Source organism: Bradyrhizobium sp. USDA 4354, from assembly GCF_054060315.1.
Genome location: NZ_JBSSDC010000001.1, coordinates 6,373,066 through 6,390,159 on the forward strand (window position 1 = coordinate 6,373,066; position 17,094 = coordinate 6,390,159).

At 63.9% G+C, this 17,094-nt stretch carries 17 protein-coding genes and 1 pseudogene; 2 read left to right on the forward strand and 16 right to left on the reverse strand.

The annotated features are described in order from the left end of the window. Window positions 1-8: 8 nt before the first annotated feature. From ACVIIV_RS29785 to dapA, 16 genes and pseudogenes are all read right to left on the reverse strand, one after another. On the reverse strand, window positions 9-821 hold the full coding sequence (locus ACVIIV_RS29785; RefSeq protein WP_456747343.1) for a hemolysin: 813 nt from the start codon (window positions 819-821) through the stop codon (window positions 9-11). Between the two features lie 151 nt (window positions 822-972). Next, window positions 973-2,883, reverse strand: a complete 1,911-nt coding sequence (locus tag ACVIIV_RS29790) for a TonB-dependent receptor domain-containing protein (protein WP_456747344.1) — start codon at window positions 2,881-2,883, stop codon at window positions 973-975. A gap of 754 nt (window positions 2,884-3,637) precedes the next feature. Then, window positions 3,638-4,450, reverse strand: a pseudogene (locus ACVIIV_RS29795) (TonB-dependent receptor); the annotation flags it as partial. Window positions 4,451-4,529: 79 nt separating this feature from the next. Beyond that, a complete protein-coding gene (locus ACVIIV_RS29800) occupies window positions 4,530-5,504 on the reverse strand; it encodes a FecR family protein (RefSeq protein ID WP_456747345.1) in 975 nt (324 codons plus the stop codon). A 107-nt stretch (window positions 5,505-5,611) separates the two neighbouring features. Continuing rightward, a complete protein-coding gene (locus ACVIIV_RS29805; RefSeq protein WP_456747346.1) occupies window positions 5,612-6,124 on the reverse strand; it encodes a sigma-70 family RNA polymerase sigma factor in 513 nt (170 codons plus the stop codon). A 468-nt stretch (window positions 6,125-6,592) separates the two neighbouring features. Next, window positions 6,593-7,522 carry a dihydrodipicolinate synthase family protein gene (locus ACVIIV_RS29810; protein WP_456747347.1) on the reverse strand — a complete coding sequence of 310 codons (930 nt, stop codon included), beginning with the start codon at window positions 7,520-7,522 and terminating at the stop codon, window positions 6,593-6,595. Window positions 7,523-7,531: 9 nt separating this feature from the next. After that, complete coding sequence (locus tag ACVIIV_RS29815; RefSeq protein ID WP_456747348.1) at window positions 7,532-8,332, reverse strand: amino acid ABC transporter ATP-binding protein; 801 nt, start codon at window positions 8,330-8,332, stop codon at window positions 7,532-7,534. After that, window positions 8,329-9,060 (reverse strand): amino acid ABC transporter permease, encoded by a 732-nt coding sequence (locus tag ACVIIV_RS29820; protein WP_456747349.1) that lies wholly within the window; start codon window positions 9,058-9,060, stop codon window positions 8,329-8,331. Before ACVIIV_RS29820 ends, ACVIIV_RS29815 begins: the two co-directional genes overlap by 4 nt. A 19-nt stretch (window positions 9,061-9,079) precedes the next feature. Then, entirely contained in the window at window positions 9,080-9,916 is an 837-nt protein-coding gene (locus tag ACVIIV_RS29825) for an ABC transporter substrate-binding protein (RefSeq protein WP_456747350.1), read from the reverse strand. Between the two features lie 121 nt (window positions 9,917-10,037). Next, the gene (locus tag ACVIIV_RS29830; protein WP_456747351.1) at window positions 10,038-10,340 is read right to left on the reverse strand and encodes a hypothetical protein; all 303 of its coding nucleotides are present in this window, start codon (window positions 10,338-10,340) and stop codon (window positions 10,038-10,040) included. A gap of 11 nt (window positions 10,341-10,351) precedes the next feature. Then, complete coding sequence (locus ACVIIV_RS29835) at window positions 10,352-11,305, reverse strand: dihydrodipicolinate synthase family protein (RefSeq protein WP_456747352.1); 954 nt, start codon at window positions 11,303-11,305, stop codon at window positions 10,352-10,354. Then, window positions 11,302-11,733: a MaoC family dehydratase gene (locus ACVIIV_RS29840; protein ID WP_456747353.1), complete on the reverse strand. Its 432-nt coding sequence runs from the start codon at window positions 11,731-11,733 to the stop codon at window positions 11,302-11,304. The genes ACVIIV_RS29835 and ACVIIV_RS29840 overlap by 4 nt, the downstream gene beginning before the upstream one ends. Before the next feature lie 3 nt (window positions 11,734-11,736). After that, the gene (locus tag ACVIIV_RS29845) at window positions 11,737-12,144 is read right to left on the reverse strand and encodes a MaoC/PaaZ C-terminal domain-containing protein (protein ID WP_456747354.1); all 408 of its coding nucleotides are present in this window, start codon (window positions 12,142-12,144) and stop codon (window positions 11,737-11,739) included. Between the two features lie 11 nt (window positions 12,145-12,155). Next, complete coding sequence (locus tag ACVIIV_RS29850; protein WP_456747355.1) at window positions 12,156-13,319, reverse strand: acyl-CoA dehydrogenase family protein; 1,164 nt, start codon at window positions 13,317-13,319, stop codon at window positions 12,156-12,158. Continuing rightward, entirely contained in the window at window positions 13,316-14,506 is a 1,191-nt protein-coding gene (locus ACVIIV_RS29855; RefSeq protein WP_456747356.1) for a CaiB/BaiF CoA transferase family protein, read from the reverse strand. The genes ACVIIV_RS29850 and ACVIIV_RS29855 overlap by 4 nt, the downstream gene beginning before the upstream one ends. Window positions 14,507-14,522: 16 nt before the next feature. Beyond that, window positions 14,523-15,428, reverse strand: a complete 906-nt coding sequence (dapA, locus tag ACVIIV_RS29860; protein ID WP_456747357.1) for a 4-hydroxy-tetrahydrodipicolinate synthase — start codon at window positions 15,426-15,428, stop codon at window positions 14,523-14,525. 187 nt (window positions 15,429-15,615) lie between these two features. On the opposite strand from dapA, the gene ACVIIV_RS29865 reads away from it, so the two are divergent. Together ACVIIV_RS29865 and ACVIIV_RS29870 are read left to right on the forward strand one after the other, a co-directional pair. Next, the gene (locus ACVIIV_RS29865; protein ID WP_456747358.1) at window positions 15,616-16,713 is read left to right on the forward strand and encodes a LacI family DNA-binding transcriptional regulator; all 1,098 of its coding nucleotides are present in this window, start codon (window positions 15,616-15,618) and stop codon (window positions 16,711-16,713) included. Window positions 16,714-16,716: 3 nt separating this feature from the next. Next, window positions 16,717-17,085, forward strand: a complete 369-nt coding sequence (locus ACVIIV_RS29870) for a tautomerase family protein (protein ID WP_456747359.1) — start codon at window positions 16,717-16,719, stop codon at window positions 17,083-17,085. Window positions 17,086-17,094: the final 9 nt, after the last annotated feature.

Consider the following 17,094-nt stretch of genomic DNA (forward strand, 5'->3'; position numbering starts at 1 on the left):
CTCCGGACCTAGACGAGAAACAGGTTGGTGCCACCGACCAGATCCGTCTTGTTGACGTTGTCGAGCGTGACGGTGCCCAGCGAGCCGAAATCGAACACGGTGTTGGCGCCCTGCTGGGTCGCCGCACCGAGCACCTCGGCATAGGTGTCGTAAGCGCTGCTCTGAAGACCGAAGATCAGAGAGTCGTTGCTGGCGGCGAAATCGCTGACGACGTCGTTGCCGACCTTGGTGAAATCGGTGGTCAACGTACCGAGCCCGTGCAGGTCGAAGGTATAGATGTCGTTGCCTCCGTTGCCCGTCAGCGTATCGTTGCCGGCGAAGCTGTAGAGCACGTCATCGCCGGTGGTGCCGACCTGATGGGTGCCGACCTCGGCGAAATAGTCGTAGAGACCACGGAACGGAACGCTTACTCCCGGGGCGACCGGCAGCGTGGTCTGCTGCAGATTGCCGCCATGAGACATCGCGTAAATCGCCTCGTTGAACAGGGCATCCGGAGCCGCGCCACCGAGATCGATGTGGAGATCGGAGGTGACGCTGAACGGCCCGGTCGAACCGCCGGCATAGCCGTGGCCGAAATCCAGGCTGTCCAGCGTGCTGCTCGACGAGAGACCGCCGCCAGTCCCGATCGGGTAGTAGAGATCACCCTCGAGGACGACCCCGCTGTGGCCATTGGTTCCCGCGCCCCATTGCGAAAACGGCTGTGCCGCGGACGAATCGTAAAAGCTGCCATTGCCGTTGTAGGCGAAGTCCGCCTGCCAGGTGTTCTTGAAATAGTCCAAGAGATCATGACTGTTGTTGGTCAGATTGATTTCGACAGACATAGGATGTCTCCTTGCTTGCTGTATCGGCCGCCACCCGGCGTGCCCTCACTTCTGCGGTGAGTTGCCGCAGAATTCTCGCGTTTCGAAACTTGGCCCATTCGCTTGCTCGTCATGTCGAGGCCGATCCGGATCAATGTCTTCACCATCACGGTCAGAAGCGGTAGTTCACGCCGAATTTGATTGCATGCAGGTCGAGGTCGTTCTCCGCCTTGCGTCCGTTGGTGGTTTGAGAGGAGCCCGGAACTGTCCGGTTGGTGAAGACCCGGCATGTGCCGTTCGGCAGAAACACAACGCAGACCCTCACGGTCGATGGACCCATGGCGCCGGCGGTGGCACTCGGGAAAAGGAAATCCTGATTGCCGAAGTGGTCATAGGAATACTCGCCCTTCAGCGTCCAATGACTGGTCAGCGCGTACTCGAAGCCCGCGCCCACGGTCCAGCCGCGGCGGATCGCCGAGGCTTGCTCCATGAACCTCACCTGGGTGCTGGGCACCGCTCCGGACTGCGCCAGATATTGCGTGCGAGTCTCGGTCTCATTCAGGAACGCAACGCCGCCCACCGCATAGAGCAAGGTGCGATCGAAGGCGTAGCCGAGCCGCGCGCGCAGGGATGCCGTCCAGTCGAACCTGTAGTCGGTCTTGGCCTGGAGGAAGCTGCCCGCCGCCAGCTGCGCCGACTCGGTTGTGATCGCGCCCTGCGTCGCCCTCAGCTTGGTCCAGGAGAATTCGCCCTCGGCACCGATCACCACGCGGTTGGCGAACTGATAGTTGAAACCGCCCTGGAACCCCCTCGTGAGATCGGAGACGTCGACGTTGGCCGACTCCGTCGCGGCGACGGCGCCAGGCGTTCCGTTGCCGGTCGCGGTCATTCCCCGGCTCTTGCCCAGCCCGTAGCCGAGATGCCCGCCGATATAGACGCCGGTCCAGTCGCTCCCGGGGGCGCCGAGCGAGGCATTGCCCAGTTTGGCTTCTGGGAGCTTGCGAACCAGCGGGCTGGTGTCGTCCAGCGTCGTCGTGTAGCTGACGCGGGCCGTGCGGCCCGGAGACGGGACGCCGATCGAGGTGAGCGCACCGAAATAATACTGGTCGGTGATGTTCTCGATGCTGAAGTTCACGATCGAATTGGCATCGATCTTGTAGCTGCCGAAGAGGTCATACACGCGGTACGACGGCCACGTGAACGTCGCAGTGCCGGATGGCGGCCAGACGCTGCCCGAGCGCGCCGAGGAGAATTGCGTCCGCGCACCCAATGTCAGTTTCTGGTCGAACAGCCGGATGCCCGCTGTGACGCTTCCGGAATATTCCGGCGGGATATAGTTTGCGGCGTAGTCGTTCTTGAGCGCCCCCGTGGCGCTGGCAACCGCCGTGGAGAGCGGCGGCGCGCAAGTGGACGCGGTCTCGCAATATTCGATCTTCGTGTATTTGGTGTAGTTGCCTTCGAGGAAGAGCGAGCCTGCGTCGTATCCGCCGGAGATCTCGAAGCCGCGGAAGTTCGCGCCGTCGATGTTGTACCATTGATATTTGTGATCGCCCGTGACGCCTTCGTCCCCCATCTGGAAGCGGACGATGTAGTCGTCGTAGTGATTGTCGAAATAGGATAGCTTGACGCGAAGCTTGTCACCGGCGCGAACGACGTCATTGCGCAGGATGTTCAGGCCGCCTTCGTAGTTCTTGGAGATCTCGGGCTGCAGGTTCGGGTTGTTCCAGAGCAGCCCCTGATAGTGCCAGTGCGATTCACGCAGGCTCGGAGGGCGATAGCCTTCCTTGTACTGGCCGTAGAACTGAATGCCTTCAACCGGCGAAATGGTGATGCCAGCGTTGGGACTCGCGCGCCCGCCGGAGCGGTCCGGAAACTTGGTGAGATATCCCTCTCCCTCGGAATTGTAGTGGTCGTAGCGCAGTCCGGCCGACAGCGTCAGCCAGTCCATCGGCTTCAGGCTTGCGTTGCTGAACGTCCCGGTCATCAGCCGCACGCCCGAGGGGCCGTTGGTCTCCCAGCCTTCCGATCCGGTAATCGAGCTCGCGAACTGCTCCGCCGTGGCGTGCTCGCGCGTGAACTCCACGCCGTTGTCCCAGTGTGAGCTGGCCGAGCGGCGTGGCAAACACGGACGTGTTGCCGGTATCGCCGCCGAGAGTTGTCATCCCCGAGGGCCCGGGCAGCAGGCCATGGCGTTCCGATGCCACGTCGCTCAGCCAGAGATTGGCCCGGAAGTTCACATGGGGATTGTCCGACGGCTGAAATTTGTACTTGGCCGTGTAGGTGTCGACATGCGTTTCCGACAGCGGAAACTGCCCATATTGCAGGATGCCCGAATTCAGCGCGAACTGGTAACTGAGTTCGTCGAGCTCGCCATAGCGCGAGTTGTAGGAGAGATAGCCGAGTTCGAGCGACTGGCCGTCACCCCATTTCATCTTTCCCTTCGCCAGGAACGAGTCGGTATTTTCCGACGTATTGAAGACTTCCCGTCCGGGGCCGATGAGTGCATTGGCGTTCGTCGCCGGCTTGAAGGTGATGCCGGCCGGCACGTCCGTCCCGGCGAAATAGTCGCCCTGGACGTGCTTCGAATAGGCGACCACGAACTCGTAATTCTCCTTGATCGCCGCAACGGCCGCACTGCCCGACTGGGAGCCGCCGTTGAAGAAAGACGGACGCCCCTCGGCTGCCGGGTTGACCGTGGTGCTGGACAGGAAGCTCGGCGCGCGTTCCGTCACAGCGTTGGTGCCGATGCTGCCCTTGAGGCGCACGCCGTACGACTGGCCCTCCTTGACGATGTCGCCAGCATCGAGCGTGCGCAGATTAATTGTGCCAGCGATACCGCCGACCCCGACGCCGGTGCTCGGCCCCTTGGAGATGTCGATGCCGCCGATCAGGTCGGGATCGACATAGGTCTCGTCGCGATTTCCGATATAGCCGCGGTAGGAGCTCGTGGTCTGTCGCGCGCCGTCGATCATGGTCGCGACGCGTCCCATGCCCTGAAGACCACGGATATTGGGATTGATCGAGGTGCCGACGTGGCTGCCCGCCGAAATGACGCCCGGCGTGTTGACGAACACGTCACCGGCGGAAGTGGGCGGCACGCGATCAATCTGCTCGCGCGAGATGTGCGAGACGGAACCGGGCGTCTCATAGGGCGTATCGGGCGTGAAGCCGTCGGACCGCTTGGCCGTGACGTCGATGGTGTCGAGGAGAAGCGAGCCGTCGGAGGATGGCGGCGGCGCGCCTGCATCCGCGTTGGCGGGATCGAAGATCGTGACCGCGTTGCCGCCGGTGAAGCGATAGGACAGACCGGAGCCGGCCAGCAGGCGTGCCACCGCCTGCTGCGGCGTGAACGAACCGTCGATGCCGCCGGTCTGGCGTCCGCGCGTGACGGCGGCGCTGTAAACCAGTTGGAGCTGCGAGACGTCGGCAAAGCGATTGAGTGCCGAGGCGAGAGGTCCGGCCGGAATGGCATAGGTGCGAACGGCGGCGCTCGTCACATTCGATGTCTGCGCGATAGCTGGCGACGAAGCCAGCCTCGCCGCAAACATCGCCGTCGTCGCCAGGAACGCAATCTCGATCCCGGTTCTCATTCTCGTACCCGTCCCCAACACCACGCCCTCGTCACCTGTCCGTCGCAACTCAGTGGCCATGGGCCGGTGCAGTTGCCTTCCGACAGTGAGACGCAGGAGCCTTGGAAAAGAGGAGGTCGTTTGAGCGAAGATTTCTCGCTCAGCGATGCAAGAGGATCAGCAGGCCGCTCAGCCGGGTCGAGTGCAGACCGAGTGTCTGCTCGATAACGTCCAGCGCTTGCAGGGGATTTTTGGTATCGAAGACACCGCTGACCGGGTGGCTGCCGATGGCGCCGTCGATGATTTGAATCCGTCCAGAATGATAGCGGTTCAGCTCCGCGATCACTTCGCCGAGCGGGCGATCGACGAAGATCAGCTTGCCGCGCCGCCAGGCCGTCGCCGCATCGGCATCGACCGCCCGCAACTCGCCGAGACCACGGCGCGAATAGCCGACGGCCTCTCCCGGCGAAAGCTCGACCGCAGGCCGGCCAGCTGCCGGATAGGACACGCCCACCCGGCTTTCCAGCACCGTGACCGTGGCGGCTTCGTCCTCCTTGCGGACGGCGAACACCGTGCCCCGCGCGACCGCTTCGCCTGATGCCGCAGCGACGACGAACGGGCGCGCGGCATCCTTGGCCACGGTGAAGACGGCCTCGCCGCGCAAAAGACGAATGCGCCGCCGCTCACGCGAATAGTCGACGGCGATGGCGCTCGCGGTGTTCAAGACGGCACTGCTGCCGTCCTCCAGCGTCACGGTTCGCGCCTCGCCAGTCGTCGTCATGGCATCTGCCTCGAGCCGCACGGGAAGATCGAACGCATAGCCGCCGGCGACAGCCGCGATCACGGCCGCGGTGGCGGCGAGCGCCCAGCGGCGGATCGGGGATCGAGGCGGATGCCGTCGAAGCACCGCCCCCGCGCCACCACGTCGCGGCGATCCCATGCTCAGCGCGGGACGGGAAATGCGGCCAAGATCGTCCCAGATGCCGGAGATTTCCTCGAAGGCAGCGCGATTGGCCGGCTGCGTCAGCCACGCGCGGAAGCACGCCTCCTCGCCGGCATCGAGCGCCCTGGCGTCCCGCCGGACATACCATTCCGCCGCCTCGTCCAGGGCAGTCGGCTTCTCTCCTTCATTCATGAATAATTCGTCGGTCCCATGAAAACAGCGCCCTAAGCGTGGCGGTCCCCCGCCACCCTCTATGACGGAGCAATTCTAAAACAGAGGAGGTCGACTGGGAGAAAAAATCAATCGCCTTCGCGCAGACGCCTGGCACAATGAAGGAGCGCCTGACGAAGGTGCTTTTCAACCATATTCCGGCTGATTCCCATACGTTTGGCGATCTCGTCAGGATCCAGGTCGTCGAAGCGCCGCAGGATGAAGCAATCGCGGCACCGAGGCGGCAGCTCGAAAACCGCCTTGGTCAATAGCGCCAGCCGCTGTCGCGCCATGAGCTGCCGCTCCGTGTCGGCCGTCTCATCGACCACATCGAGATGATCGGAAGGCTGAACGGCCGCACCGAGGCGGGTCTGCTCGCGGCGCTGCTGGTCGATGACGAGGTTGCCGACGAGCCGGTAGAGATATGCGCGCGGATTGGCGATCTTGTCGTTACCGGAGCTTGCAAAGCGCAACCACGCTTCCTGCACCACGTCTTCGGCAGCAACGGGATTACGCAGCTTGCGGGAGGCGTAAGATCGCAGCTCTCCGTAATACGCATCTATGAGCGCTGAAATCGGAGCAATCACTACGTCGGACATCATGAACCCGAAGCATACAACGTCCGCAAATTTCCCACGGACCTCCATCTCTTACAGGCTTGAAGATTAAACACGCAAGTTCAGCATGTTAGAGGGCTTCCAAGTTGCGCACCGTGGAATCCGCGTATCAATAGCGTTATCCGACCTTCGAACGTGTTAGATGCCGCCTGACATCAGATCTTGTTCAAGGTGACGCGACCATCGGCGTTCCTGATCGTTTTTTCTGTACTTGAGCTCGATCTTGGCTATCGAGTTGCGGCCGCCTTGCTATCGTCCACCACGTATTTCTGGTCGCGCGGCGGCTTGGGTCAACCCGCCCTCGACCACGCTCCGCACCATCGCCTCTCGACCTTTGGGCGTCAAAGGCGCAATCTTGTGTACGTTCATCTGGTCTTTCCATGGAACACTGAAGCTTCGCAACCTCAGCTTCCTCGGTTCAGACCAGATGGACAACCTCCTGAGAGACCACACCTAGAGCGCGCCGGCGATCCGCAGCGCCTGTTCGAGCGCCCGCACCTCGTCTGGCGTGGCCGGCGGCTGCGGTGGCCGTGCCACGTCGCATGACAGACGCCCAAGCAGTTTCAGGCAGGCCTTGAGCCGCACGGTCGCGCGTCCTCCGGGCGGGTCGCGATAGATCGCAGCCGCCACCGGATAGAGCTCATCGTGCGCGGCGCGCGCCCGCTCCCAATCGCCGGCTTCCGCCGCAGTCCAGAGGCTCACGACCAGCTCCGGAACGACGCAGGCGAGGCTGACCTGGCTGCCGGCCGAACCGACGAGATAGCTCGTCAACAGATGCTCGTCGCCCGAGCCGAGCACGACGAATTGGGGGCGCAGCTTGCGGATCAGTCTGAGATTCTGTTCGTAGGTGGCGACCTCCCAGCTCCCCTCCTTGATCGCGATGAAGCGAGGGTCGGCCACGAGCCGTTCCAGCAGCGGTGGCGCATAGGCCATCGCGCCGGCGCCGACGGGCGCAGCGTAGAGCATCAATGGTGCGGCCGTCGCATCGCGAATGCGGCGGTGATGCTCGATCACGCAGTCGTCGGCATGGCCGAGCGCCCAGCTGTTGGGAGGAAACACCAGCAGCCCGTCCGCGCCGGCCTGCTCCAGCGCAGCCGCCTCGCGCGCCGCCTCCAAGCTCGATTCGTGATTGACCCCGGAAACGATCAGGAAGTCCTTCGGCGCGTGCCGGCGCGCCAGCTCCACCACGCGCCGCTTCTCGGCCAGCGAGAGCACAAAATTCTCGCCGGCGTGGCCGTTGACGAGGAGTCCATTGATGCCGGGTGTAGACGAAACCGACGTGAGATGCTCCGCGAGTTGCGCCTCGTCGATCTCGAAATCGGGCGTCATCGGCACGATGGTGGCGGCGTGAATGCCGCGCAGGCGATCGCTGAATGTCCGCATCTTGGCCGATCAGTGAATGATCTGGTCGAGGAACGTCCGCGCCCGCTCCGACTTCGGATGGTTGAAGAACTCCTCCGGCGCGGCCTGCTCCACCACCTTGCCCTCGTTCATGAACACGATGCGGTCGGCGACCTCGCGGGCAAAGCCCATCTCGTGGGTCACGCACAGCATGGTCATGCCCTCTTCCGCCAGCTTCTTCATGGTCTCCAGCACCTCCTTGACCATTTCGGGGTCGAGCGCCGAGGTCGGCTCGTCGAACAGCATGATCTTCGGGCGCATGCACAGCGCGCGTGCGATGGCGACGCGCTGTTGCTGGCCGCCCGAGAGCTGCCCGGGGAATTTCTCGACCTGGTCCGGGATCCGGACCTTGGTGAGAAGATGCAAGGCGAGATCCTTCGCCTCCGCCTCCGACATGCCGTTCACCGTCATCGGCGCCAGGATGCAGTTCTCGAGCACCGTCATATGCGGGAACAGATTGAAGCTCTGGAACACCATGCCGGTGTCGCGCCTGACGGCGTCGATGTTTTTGCGCTGGCGATCGAGCTCGGTGCCGTTGACGTAGATCAGCCCCTCGTCGTGTTTCTCGATGTGATTGATGCAGCGGATGAGCGTCGACTTGCCCGAGCCGGAGGGACCGCAGACCACGATCTTCTCGCCCTTGGCGACCTTGAGATCGATCTGATCCAGCGCGGTGAAGTCTCCGTAATGCTTGTAGACAGCCTCCATGCGAACGGCGGGAACCGCGCGGAGCTGCGGTTGCGCCACTGCACCTTCGGCACCACTCGCAATATTCATCGACATCTCGCTCATGCCCGGGCCTCCACGCTCGCCTGTGCGACCGGCGCCCTCGTCGCGACCTTCCTGGATTTTGCAACGCTCGATCGACCGAAATGCTTCTCGAGCCGGCGCTGAACCGCATCCCAGACCGATGTGAGGATCAGGTAATACGCCGTTGCCGCCGCATAGACTTCGAGGATCTGGAAATGCTCCTGCATCAGCATGTCACTGCGGCGCATGAGCTCCTCGACCGAGATCACGGAGGCAAGCGAGGTCGCCTTCAGGAGCGAGTTGATGGAGTTGCCGAGCGGCGGGATCATCAGCCGGAACGCCTGCGGCAGGGTCACGCGGCGAAACGTCACCCAGGGCGATAGGCTGAGCGCCCAGGCGGCCTCGCGTTGCCCGGCCGACACCGCCATGAAGCCGCTACGTACGATCTCGGCGAGGTAGGCCGCTTCATTGAGGATCAGGCCGACGAGCGCGCAGGTGATCACGCTGAACTTGATGCCGAGCTGCGGCAAGCCACTGTAGATCACCACGAGCTGGATCAGGAGCGGGGTGCCACGAAAGAACCAGATGTAGAAGCGCGCCGCCCCCGCGAGCAGCGGATTGGACGACATGCGCAGCAATGCGATGCCCATGCCGAGGATCAATCCGCCGACCACCGCCGCCACCGTCAAGCCGATGGTGACGAGAACTCCTTTCATCAGGAAGTAGTTGAAGAAGTAGCTGACGGCGGCCGTCGGACTGAAATGGCTCATCGGCTCGTCTCCGTAAGGTTCAGGCCGGACCGGGGCCGGCGATCGCGAGCGGCTGGTCGGCCGGCATGGCGGTCAGGCCGAACTTGTCGAACAGCGCCTGATAGAACCCGTCAGCCCGCATCGCGTTGAGCGCCTTGACGACCCTATCGGCGACCGTCTTGTTGCGGAAACCAAGCGTGGTCCTGGCAGTGCCGAGCCCGCTCAGGACTTCCTTCACGCGACCACGGCCGACGAGATCGCGTGCCACGCTGTCGACCAGCAGCGCATTGTCGACCTGTCCCGCAAGCAGCGCGCTGACGACGTTGGTCGCGGTGGGAAACGTCCGCATCTCGACGGCGGCCCCGCCTTTCGCAACGCTGGCATCGCTGAGCTTCTTGAGCCAATTCATCTGGTAGCTGCTGACCTCGACGGCGGATGATTTTCCGATCAGATCATTCTCGGTAGCAATTTTTGTGCCGCTGTCGGGGGCCACCACGACCGAAATCGCCTGGATGGCGTAAGGCACCATGTACATCAGCTTGGAGCGCTCCTCGGTCCAGAACATGCCGGTATCGATGCCGTCGATGCGGGCGGCATTGAGCGCGGGAATCATCGCCGGAAAATCCATCCGGACGAGTTCGACGGCAAGACACAACCGCTTGCCGAGCTCGGCGGCGAGCTCGACATTGAGGCCCTGCAACTGACCGTCCTTGTCGACGAATTGCTGCGGCGGATTGGTCGGGTTGATGGAGAGCTGCAACTTGCCGGGCGCGATCAGATTGTCGTCGGTGATCGCGGGCGTACAGGCCGCATGCGCGGACGCGGAAGCGAGAACGAGCGCGGCAACAGCACTCAGGCGAAGCAGTGTCGAGACCATGGATACCTCCAGTAAGACGCCAATGACCGATGCAGTTCCTCGCCCGGGATTCCCCTCGACGTTTCTTGGATGCGGCCGGCCGGATCTCGTGAGCCGGCAGGCAGCATCGTCTTCGATCTGCTCAAGCCGGTCCCGACATCGACCTGAGCTGGATGCGCATGAAATTCTTCACCAGGGATTCGAACGGACCAAAGCCCCTCACCTTCAGGAACTCCGGCGTCTCGAATGCCCATCGCCCCGCGACTTCATACATCGCGGCGTATTTCGGCCCGTCGCCGATGGAGACGAAGCGCTTCGCCGAGAACCAGCCGGGACAGGCGAGCAGATCAGGGAAATGCTTTTGCTCGTACCAGGCGTTGAACGCAGCCTCGTGCTCGGGATCGATGTCGACCCGCACGATATGGATGAAGGCTTCGTCCGGCATCGGCTCGCTTCTCATGCCAGACGGATATCGCCGGCCGCGCGCGCCGCGCCGACCGTGGTTGTGATGGCGTCGCACAGCGCAGGCAGAACCGGGAGCAGCGGCGGCCGCGGATCGGCGTTGCGGATCAGGCTAAGCGCCTTCAGCCCGACCTTCATGCGGGTGTGCATGTCCATGATCGGCGCAGGCCCGTAGATGGCGCGGACGATCGGATAGAGCCGCTCGTTGACGGCGCGCATCGCCTTGAGGTCGTCGGCAAGCGAGGCCTGCCACAGCTCTGCGAACAGATGCGGCGCGAGGCTGACGAGGCCGGAGAGAATGCCGTCACCGCCGACGGCGAGCTGGGGCAGGAACCAGTTGAAGTTCGATGGCAGGATCGCGACGGCGGGATCGGCCTGCCTCACCGCCCGCCGGTTCTCGTCGTAGGCCAGCATGGTATCGCTGCCTTCCTTGACGGCGATGACGCTGTCGAGGGCTGCGATCTTCGCCAGCGTCTCGGGCGAATAGCCAAACCCGGACGCCAGCGGATACTGGAAGATCGAGACCGGTATTCCGATCGCGGAGCTGACAGCCCGCACGAAAGCCACCGGCGCGCGCGAGGTCGCCGAGGCGCCGCCGCCGAGCGGCGCGGGCGGAAACAACACGGCGCAATCGGCGCCGGCCGCTTCCGCAAGCTGCGCCTGATGGATGGCTTCCGCGGTGGAATGCGCGATGATGCCTGTTAGCAGCGGCTTGGCGCCGATCTGCCGACGTGTCCGCTCAATCACCGCCTGACGCTCGTCGTCCGATAGCGATCCGCCCTCGCCGGCATGTCCGTTCACGAACACCGCCGCGATGCCATCCGGGCAGGCGCAATAGTCCAGCACGCGGGCATAGCCGTCCCAATCAATCGAGCTGTCGTCCCTGAAGGGCAGCACGGTCGCGACCGTGACGCCGCGCAAGTCTGGCTTCTTCATCGGCTTGCTCATGACGGTTTCCGCCGAGGAAATTTCAGGCTCGCGCGTGCCTTCAGCACTTCGAGGCCGCCCTCGTTGCGCGCGCTCGCTTCCCAAACGATGGTGCGGGTCTCGTCGTGCTGCTCGGCGATCCAGACATCGAAGGTGAGCGTGTCGCCGTAGAACACGGGACCGGTGAACCAGAAGCGGTCCTCCACCGACACGCCGATGGTGCCGACCAGCTCGCTGGTGAGGATGCTGGTGCAGAGGCCCGCGACCATGATGCCCGGCGCCAGCCTGCGGCCAAAACGCGTCGCGCCAGCATAGACCTCGTCGACATGAACGGGGCCGAAATCGCCGGTCGCGGCGATATAGAGCGCGCCATCCGCCTCGGTGATGGTCTTGCTCAGGCTTACCCTGTCATTCACCTTGAGATCGTCGAAGGATTTCGGCTCGTACATGGCTCAGCCCTTCGCGAACGGAACCAGCGTTGCAGTGCCGTCCACCACGGTGGCGCCAGACGGCGACAGCGTGCAGGTGACGCGGCAGACCGCGTCGTCGCCGTCAACCGAGACGATCTCGGCCTTGGCCTCGACGGACTCGCCGACGATCACGGGCGCGGCAAAATTCAGCGCGATGCTGCCGATCCGCCGTGTCGGTCCACCGAGCTGGCTGAGGCACGTCGTGGCGAGACCGCCGACGGCGAGCTCGAAGGCGACCATGTTCGACGCGCCAGCTTTCCTGGCACGAACGGCGTCGACATAGAGACCGCCGAGATTGCCGCTGATGCCGGTGAACATCGCCTGCTCGGCCACCGTCATGGTCTTGCGGAAGGCGAAGGCGGCGCCGGGCTTGAGAGGTGCGTGAGACATGGATCGCTTCCCTAGAGCTGCAAGCCGTTCTTGATGGTGCTGCGCGCAACCAGCATGCGGTGGATTTCGGAGGTGCCGTCATAGATGCGGGTGACGCGGGCGTCGCGATACATTCGCTCCAGCGGCAGGTCCTTACTGAACCCCATGCCGCCGAACACCTGGATGGCGCGGTCAACCACGCGGCCCTGCATCTCGGACGCCGCGACCTTGATCATCGAGACCTTGTCGCGTGCATCCTTGCCCTGATCGATGTCCCAGGCCGCGTTCATCACCATCATCTTCACGCCGAAGATCTCGGTGGCGGAGTCGGCGATCAGCTTTTGCACCATCTGGAAATCGCCGATCAGCTGGCCGAACTGGCGCCGCTCGCCGGCGTGCTTGCGCATCATCTCCAGCGCGCGCTGCGCCATGCCGACGGCCCGCGCGCCGATATGGGCAAGCCGGATCTGGAGCACGCTCTGCATGATCAGCTTGAAGCCGCCGCCGACCTCACCGAGCACGGCCGCCCTCGGAATGCGGCAATCTTCGAAGATTAGCTCGGCATGGCCATAGCCGCGATGACCCATCATCGGCTGGGTGCGCGCGACCTTGAAGCCGGGTGTGCCGCGATCAACCAGGAACAGAGTGATGCCACCGCGGGCACGCTTGTCCTTGTCGGTCAGCGCCATCAGGATCACATAGTCGGCGATATCGCCGTCGCTGATGAAATGCTTGGTGCCGTTCAGCACCCATTCGTCGCCGACGAGATGCGCGGTCGTGCTGATCGACGCGGCGTCGGAACCGGCGCCCGGCTCGGTGATCGCCATGGCGCAGATCTTGTCGCCCTTCACCGTCGGCAGCAGATAGCGCTCGACCTGATCGCCCTTGCAGGCCATCAGCATCGGATAGACCTGGCCGAACACGCGGCGGATCAGGGCATCGGAGGTCTTGCCGAACTCCTCCTCGACCAGGCAATGCTCGACGCAAGTTAGCCCGCCGCCGCCGACATCCGCCGGCATGTTCATGGCGTAAAGGCCGAGCTTCTGTGCCTTGGCCTTGGTGACCGCCAGCGCGTCGGCTGGCACCGTGGCCGTCTGCTCCACGACGTCTTCGAGCGGCTGCACCTCCGTCTCGACGAAGCGGCGAACGGTTTCGACCAGGAGGCGCGTCTCCTCGGGAATTGAAAAATCGATCATCGCGCCACTCCGACGGCCTTGCCGGCAACCATCGCGTCGATCTCCGCGGCGTCGTAGCCGATCTCGCCGAGCACCTCCCGCGTCTGCGCACCCAGCCGCTGCGGTACCAGCCGCACCTCAGGCGTCCGGCCGTCGTAGCGCGCGGGATGCGCGACCATCCGGATCGGCGTCCCGCCTGCGCTCTCGGCGCTCTTGAACACACCGAGGTGCCTGAGCTGGGGATCGGACTCGAGGTCGCGATAGTCCTGCACCGGCGCGTGCCAGATGCGCGCGGCTTCAAGCAAGGGCAACCAATCTGCCGTCGACTTCTGCTTCAGCCGTGCTGCAACGATCCCGGTGATCTCCTCGCGCTTCGAAAAACTGTCGGTGTCGCCGAACTGCCTCAGCGCTTCGCTCTCGAGCGCGACCGCGAGCGCCTTGGGCGACGCCATGGAAATTGCGAGATGGCCGTCGGCCGTCGCGTGAATGCCGTAGGGACCGGGGCTGAACCAAGCCGCGATGCCGGCCGGACCCCGCGGTGTCGGCGACTGCGCGCCGTTGAGCCAGGCGGTCAGCGGCTCGACCTGGAGATCGAGTGCGGCCTGATAGAGGTTGACCTCGACAAGTTGGCCCTTTCCCGTCTTCGTTCGTGCAAACAGCGCCGCGAGAATGCTCATGGCATAGAGCGAGGCAGCATGCTGATCGACGATGACGGCGCCGACCGCTGTCGGCTCGCCGTCCGCGCGCCCCGTCCGCATCGCAAGACCCGACATTGCCTGGAGCAGAAGATCCTGGCCCGGACGATCCTTGTACGGCCCCTCCGATCCGAAGCCGGTCGCGACCGCATAGATCAGGCCGGGGTTGATCGCCTTGAGCTTGTCGTAGCCGAGACCGAGCTTGGCCATAGTGCCCGGCCGAAAGTTCTCCATCACGACGTCGGCGGTCGCGACCAGCTTCTTCACCGCGGCAATGCCGTCGGGATGCTTGAGATCGACCGCGAGGCTGCGCTTGTTGCGGCCGGTCGCCAGATGATTGACGCTGTCGCCTGCAACGAAGTGATTGGCGACCGCCCAGTTGCGCTGAAACGCACCCTCGATCGGCTCGACCGCGATGACGTCGGCGCCGAGATCGGCCAACGTCTGCGCGGCCAGTGGTCCCGCGAGATAGTGGTTGAAGCTGAGGATCTTGACGCCATCGAGCAGGTTCATCCGTTCACACCCCAGTTCAAGCAGCCGCAATCGGCGCGCCGCGCCACGCGAGATCGAATCTCTCGACCAGAGCGCGTGCGGCCACATCCTGCGCAGCCGGAAGTGGCAAACGCGGCGGTCGCGGATTGCCGGCCGCAAAACCCATATGGCTGAGCAATGTCTTGCTGCCGGCAACGTAAGCCTGGCCGCCGACGAATTCGATCACCGGCAGGTATTTGAGATAGAGCTCGCGCGCTTCCTTGATCGCGCCGTGGTCGGCGACGAGGCTGAAGATCCGGGCCATCTCCGCCGGAACCACGTTGGAGGCCACGGCCACCCAACCTTGCGCGCCTTCGACAAAGGATTCGAAGCCGAGGATGCCGCCGAACACGGTCATCCTGTCACCGCAGAGGCGGATGATGTCGCGCACGCGCGTCACCTCCAGCGTCGACTCCTTGATGTAGAGGCAGTTGTCGATCTCGGCGATCCGCTCCACAAGCGGCGGCTTGAGATCGACATTGGCGGTTGCCGGATTGTTGTAGACCATGATCGGCAGCGCGATCGCGTCGGCAACCGTCTTGTAGTGATGGACGAGCTCGTCGTCGGTCGGCGTCGAATAGAACGGCGGGATGATCATCACGCCGTCAGCGCCCAGTTTTTCGGCACGGCGGCTAAGACGCACCACCTCACGCGTATCCTCCGCGCCGGTGCCGATCAGCACGGGAACCCGGCCCGCGGCTTGGCGAATGACGACCTCGGCAACCAGCGCCTTCTCGTCATCGTCCATGGACAGGAACTCACCGGTCGAGCCGAGCGGGATCAGCCCGTGAATACCCTGCGCGATCTGCCAGTCGACGAAGGCGCGCAATGCCGCGACATCGACCTCGCCCGCTGCCGTGAACGGGGTGATCATGACGGTGTAGGTGCCGCGGAACGTCTTCATCGGGGTACGGCCAGGCGCTCGAGTGAATTCAGGCGATGGGTGCCGCCTGCGGAATATCCGCATATTTTTTGCAATCGATTGCATAACTGGCTCTGCATTGGGCAACACCATCCATTTTTTGAGCTTGCCCCGTGTGGAATAAGCTCTTAGCGTTTCTGCAATCGTTTGCAGTCTATCGGCAGGTTTGATGAGCGTCACGCTCAAAGATGTGGCACAGGCGGCCCGTGTTTCAGTCAGCACTGCTTCCCGAGCGCTGACGGGAACCGGCCTCACCAGCGAACGTACGCAGCAGCGCCTGGTGCGCATCGCGCGCGAGCTCGGCTATCGGCCGAACCCGATCGCGCGCGGATTGAAGACCGGGCAATCGCGGCTCGTAGCGCTTCTCGTCCACAATCTCACCAACGCCTCGTTCCAGGTGATGGCCGAAGTGGTGCAGGCACGCCTGAAGGCGCTGGGCTATCAGATGCTTCTGTGCATCGGCGGCGACGATCCGCAGCAGGAGAGCGACACCCTCACCACGCTGGTCGACCATCGCATCGACGGGCTGATCGTGGTGCCGACAGGCAAGAACGGCGCGCAGCTCAAGGCGCTCTCCAAGGACGTGCCCATCGTCTGCCTGGTGCGGCGCGATGACGCGACCGATCTCGAGACCGTGCTCGCCGACGATCCGCAAGGCGCTTATCTGGGCACGCGTCACCTGATCGAGCTCGGGCACAGGCGCATCGGACTGATCGTCGGCCGGCAGGACACCACGTCGGGCCGCGAACGGCTCTCCGGCTATGTCCGCGCCCTGCGCGAGGCGGGGATTGCCAAGGACGACACATTGATTCATGCCGGCCATTACGTGCCCGAGACCGGCGCGACCTGTGCCCGCAAGCTGCTCGATCTCCCCCGCCCGCCGAGCGCGATCTTCGTCGCCAATCACGAAGCCACGCTCGGCGTGCTGCGCGTCACCGCGGAGCGGAACATCGCGATTCCCCAGGATCTCTCGCTGCTCTGCTACGAGGACATGCCCTGGTTCGAATGGCATCGCCCGGCCATCAGCATCGTCGACAACGGCGCGCGGGACCTTGCCAATCTCGCCGTCGACCGGCTGCTGCATCGCATGGACGCCAAGGGAAACAGCAAGGGCAACGGCAATGACGGCGTCCGCGAATACCGTGTCGGTGCCCGGCTGATCAAGCGCGACTCCTGCCGCCAGATCGACACCCCGGCCCTTGCGAAATCCGGGAAGTCCAAATCGTCTTCACCCAAATCGTCTGTGGCCAAATCCGCGAAGGTCTGATCGATGCCCTATGTCGAAGTGTTCGCCCCGCAAGTCCCAATCCAGCGCAAGGCCGCGCTGGCGCACTCGGTCACCGATGGCCTGATGTCTGCCTTCGGCGTCACCGCGGATACGGTCACGCTCTATTTTCTGCCCATTTCGCCCGACGACTACGCCCATGCCGGCACGTTCGGCGCCCAGGCCAGCGGCCAGCGCATCCTGCTCAAGGTCCACGCCTTCCGCCGCAGCGAGGCCGAGCGGCGCGCCGCCGCCATCGCGCTGACCCGCGCCGTATGCAGCGCCTATGGCGTGCCGGGCGACGATGTCGCCGTCTATTTCCTCGATCGCGACCGCAGCGAAGTCTCCCACGATTCCAAGCTCGCCAGCGACTGACGGGAGCCG

Excerpts from the sequence above, each read along its gene's own strand:
- ACVIIV_RS29830 (WP_456747351.1), bottom strand. The coding sequence starts at position 10,340 with ATGCCGGACGAAGCCTTCATCCATATCGTGCGGGTCGACATCGATCCC.
- ACVIIV_RS29805 (WP_456747346.1), bottom strand. The coding sequence starts at position 6,124 with ATGATGTCCGACGTAGTGATTGCTCCGATTTCAGCGCTCATAGATGCG.
- ACVIIV_RS29845 (WP_456747354.1), bottom strand. The coding sequence starts at position 12,144 with ATGTCTCACGCACCTCTCAAGCCCGGCGCCGCCTTCGCCTTCCGCAAG.
- ACVIIV_RS29870 (WP_456747359.1), top strand. The coding sequence starts at position 16,717 with ATGCCCTATGTCGAAGTGTTCGCCCCGCAAGTCCCAATCCAGCGCAAG.
- ACVIIV_RS29820 (WP_456747349.1), bottom strand. The coding sequence starts at position 9,060 with ATGAGCCATTTCAGTCCGACGGCCGCCGTCAGCTACTTCTTCAACTAC.
- ACVIIV_RS29785 (WP_456747343.1), bottom strand. The coding sequence starts at position 821 with ATGTCTGTCGAAATCAATCTGACCAACAACAGTCATGATCTCTTGGAC.
- ACVIIV_RS29865 (WP_456747358.1), top strand. The coding sequence starts at position 15,616 with ATGAGCGTCACGCTCAAAGATGTGGCACAGGCGGCCCGTGTTTCAGTC.
- ACVIIV_RS29840 (WP_456747353.1), bottom strand. The coding sequence starts at position 11,733 with ATGTACGAGCCGAAATCCTTCGACGATCTCAAGGTGAATGACAGGGTA.
- ACVIIV_RS29810 (WP_456747347.1), bottom strand. The coding sequence starts at position 7,522 with ATGCGGACATTCAGCGATCGCCTGCGCGGCATTCACGCCGCCACCATC.
- ACVIIV_RS29815 (WP_456747348.1), bottom strand. The coding sequence starts at position 8,332 with ATGAGCGAGATGTCGATGAATATTGCGAGTGGTGCCGAAGGTGCAGTG.
- ACVIIV_RS29825 (WP_456747350.1), bottom strand. The coding sequence starts at position 9,916 with ATGGTCTCGACACTGCTTCGCCTGAGTGCTGTTGCCGCGCTCGTTCTC.
- ACVIIV_RS29855 (WP_456747356.1), bottom strand. The coding sequence starts at position 14,506 with ATGAACCTGCTCGATGGCGTCAAGATCCTCAGCTTCAACCACTATCTC.
- ACVIIV_RS29800 (WP_456747345.1), bottom strand. The coding sequence starts at position 5,504 with ATGAATGAAGGAGAGAAGCCGACTGCCCTGGACGAGGCGGCGGAATGG.
- ACVIIV_RS29850 (WP_456747355.1), bottom strand. The coding sequence starts at position 13,319 with ATGATCGATTTTTCAATTCCCGAGGAGACGCGCCTCCTGGTCGAAACC.
- dapA (WP_456747357.1), bottom strand. The coding sequence starts at position 15,428 with ATGAAGACGTTCCGCGGCACCTACACCGTCATGATCACCCCGTTCACG.
- ACVIIV_RS29835 (WP_456747352.1), bottom strand. The coding sequence starts at position 11,305 with ATGAGCAAGCCGATGAAGAAGCCAGACTTGCGCGGCGTCACGGTCGCG.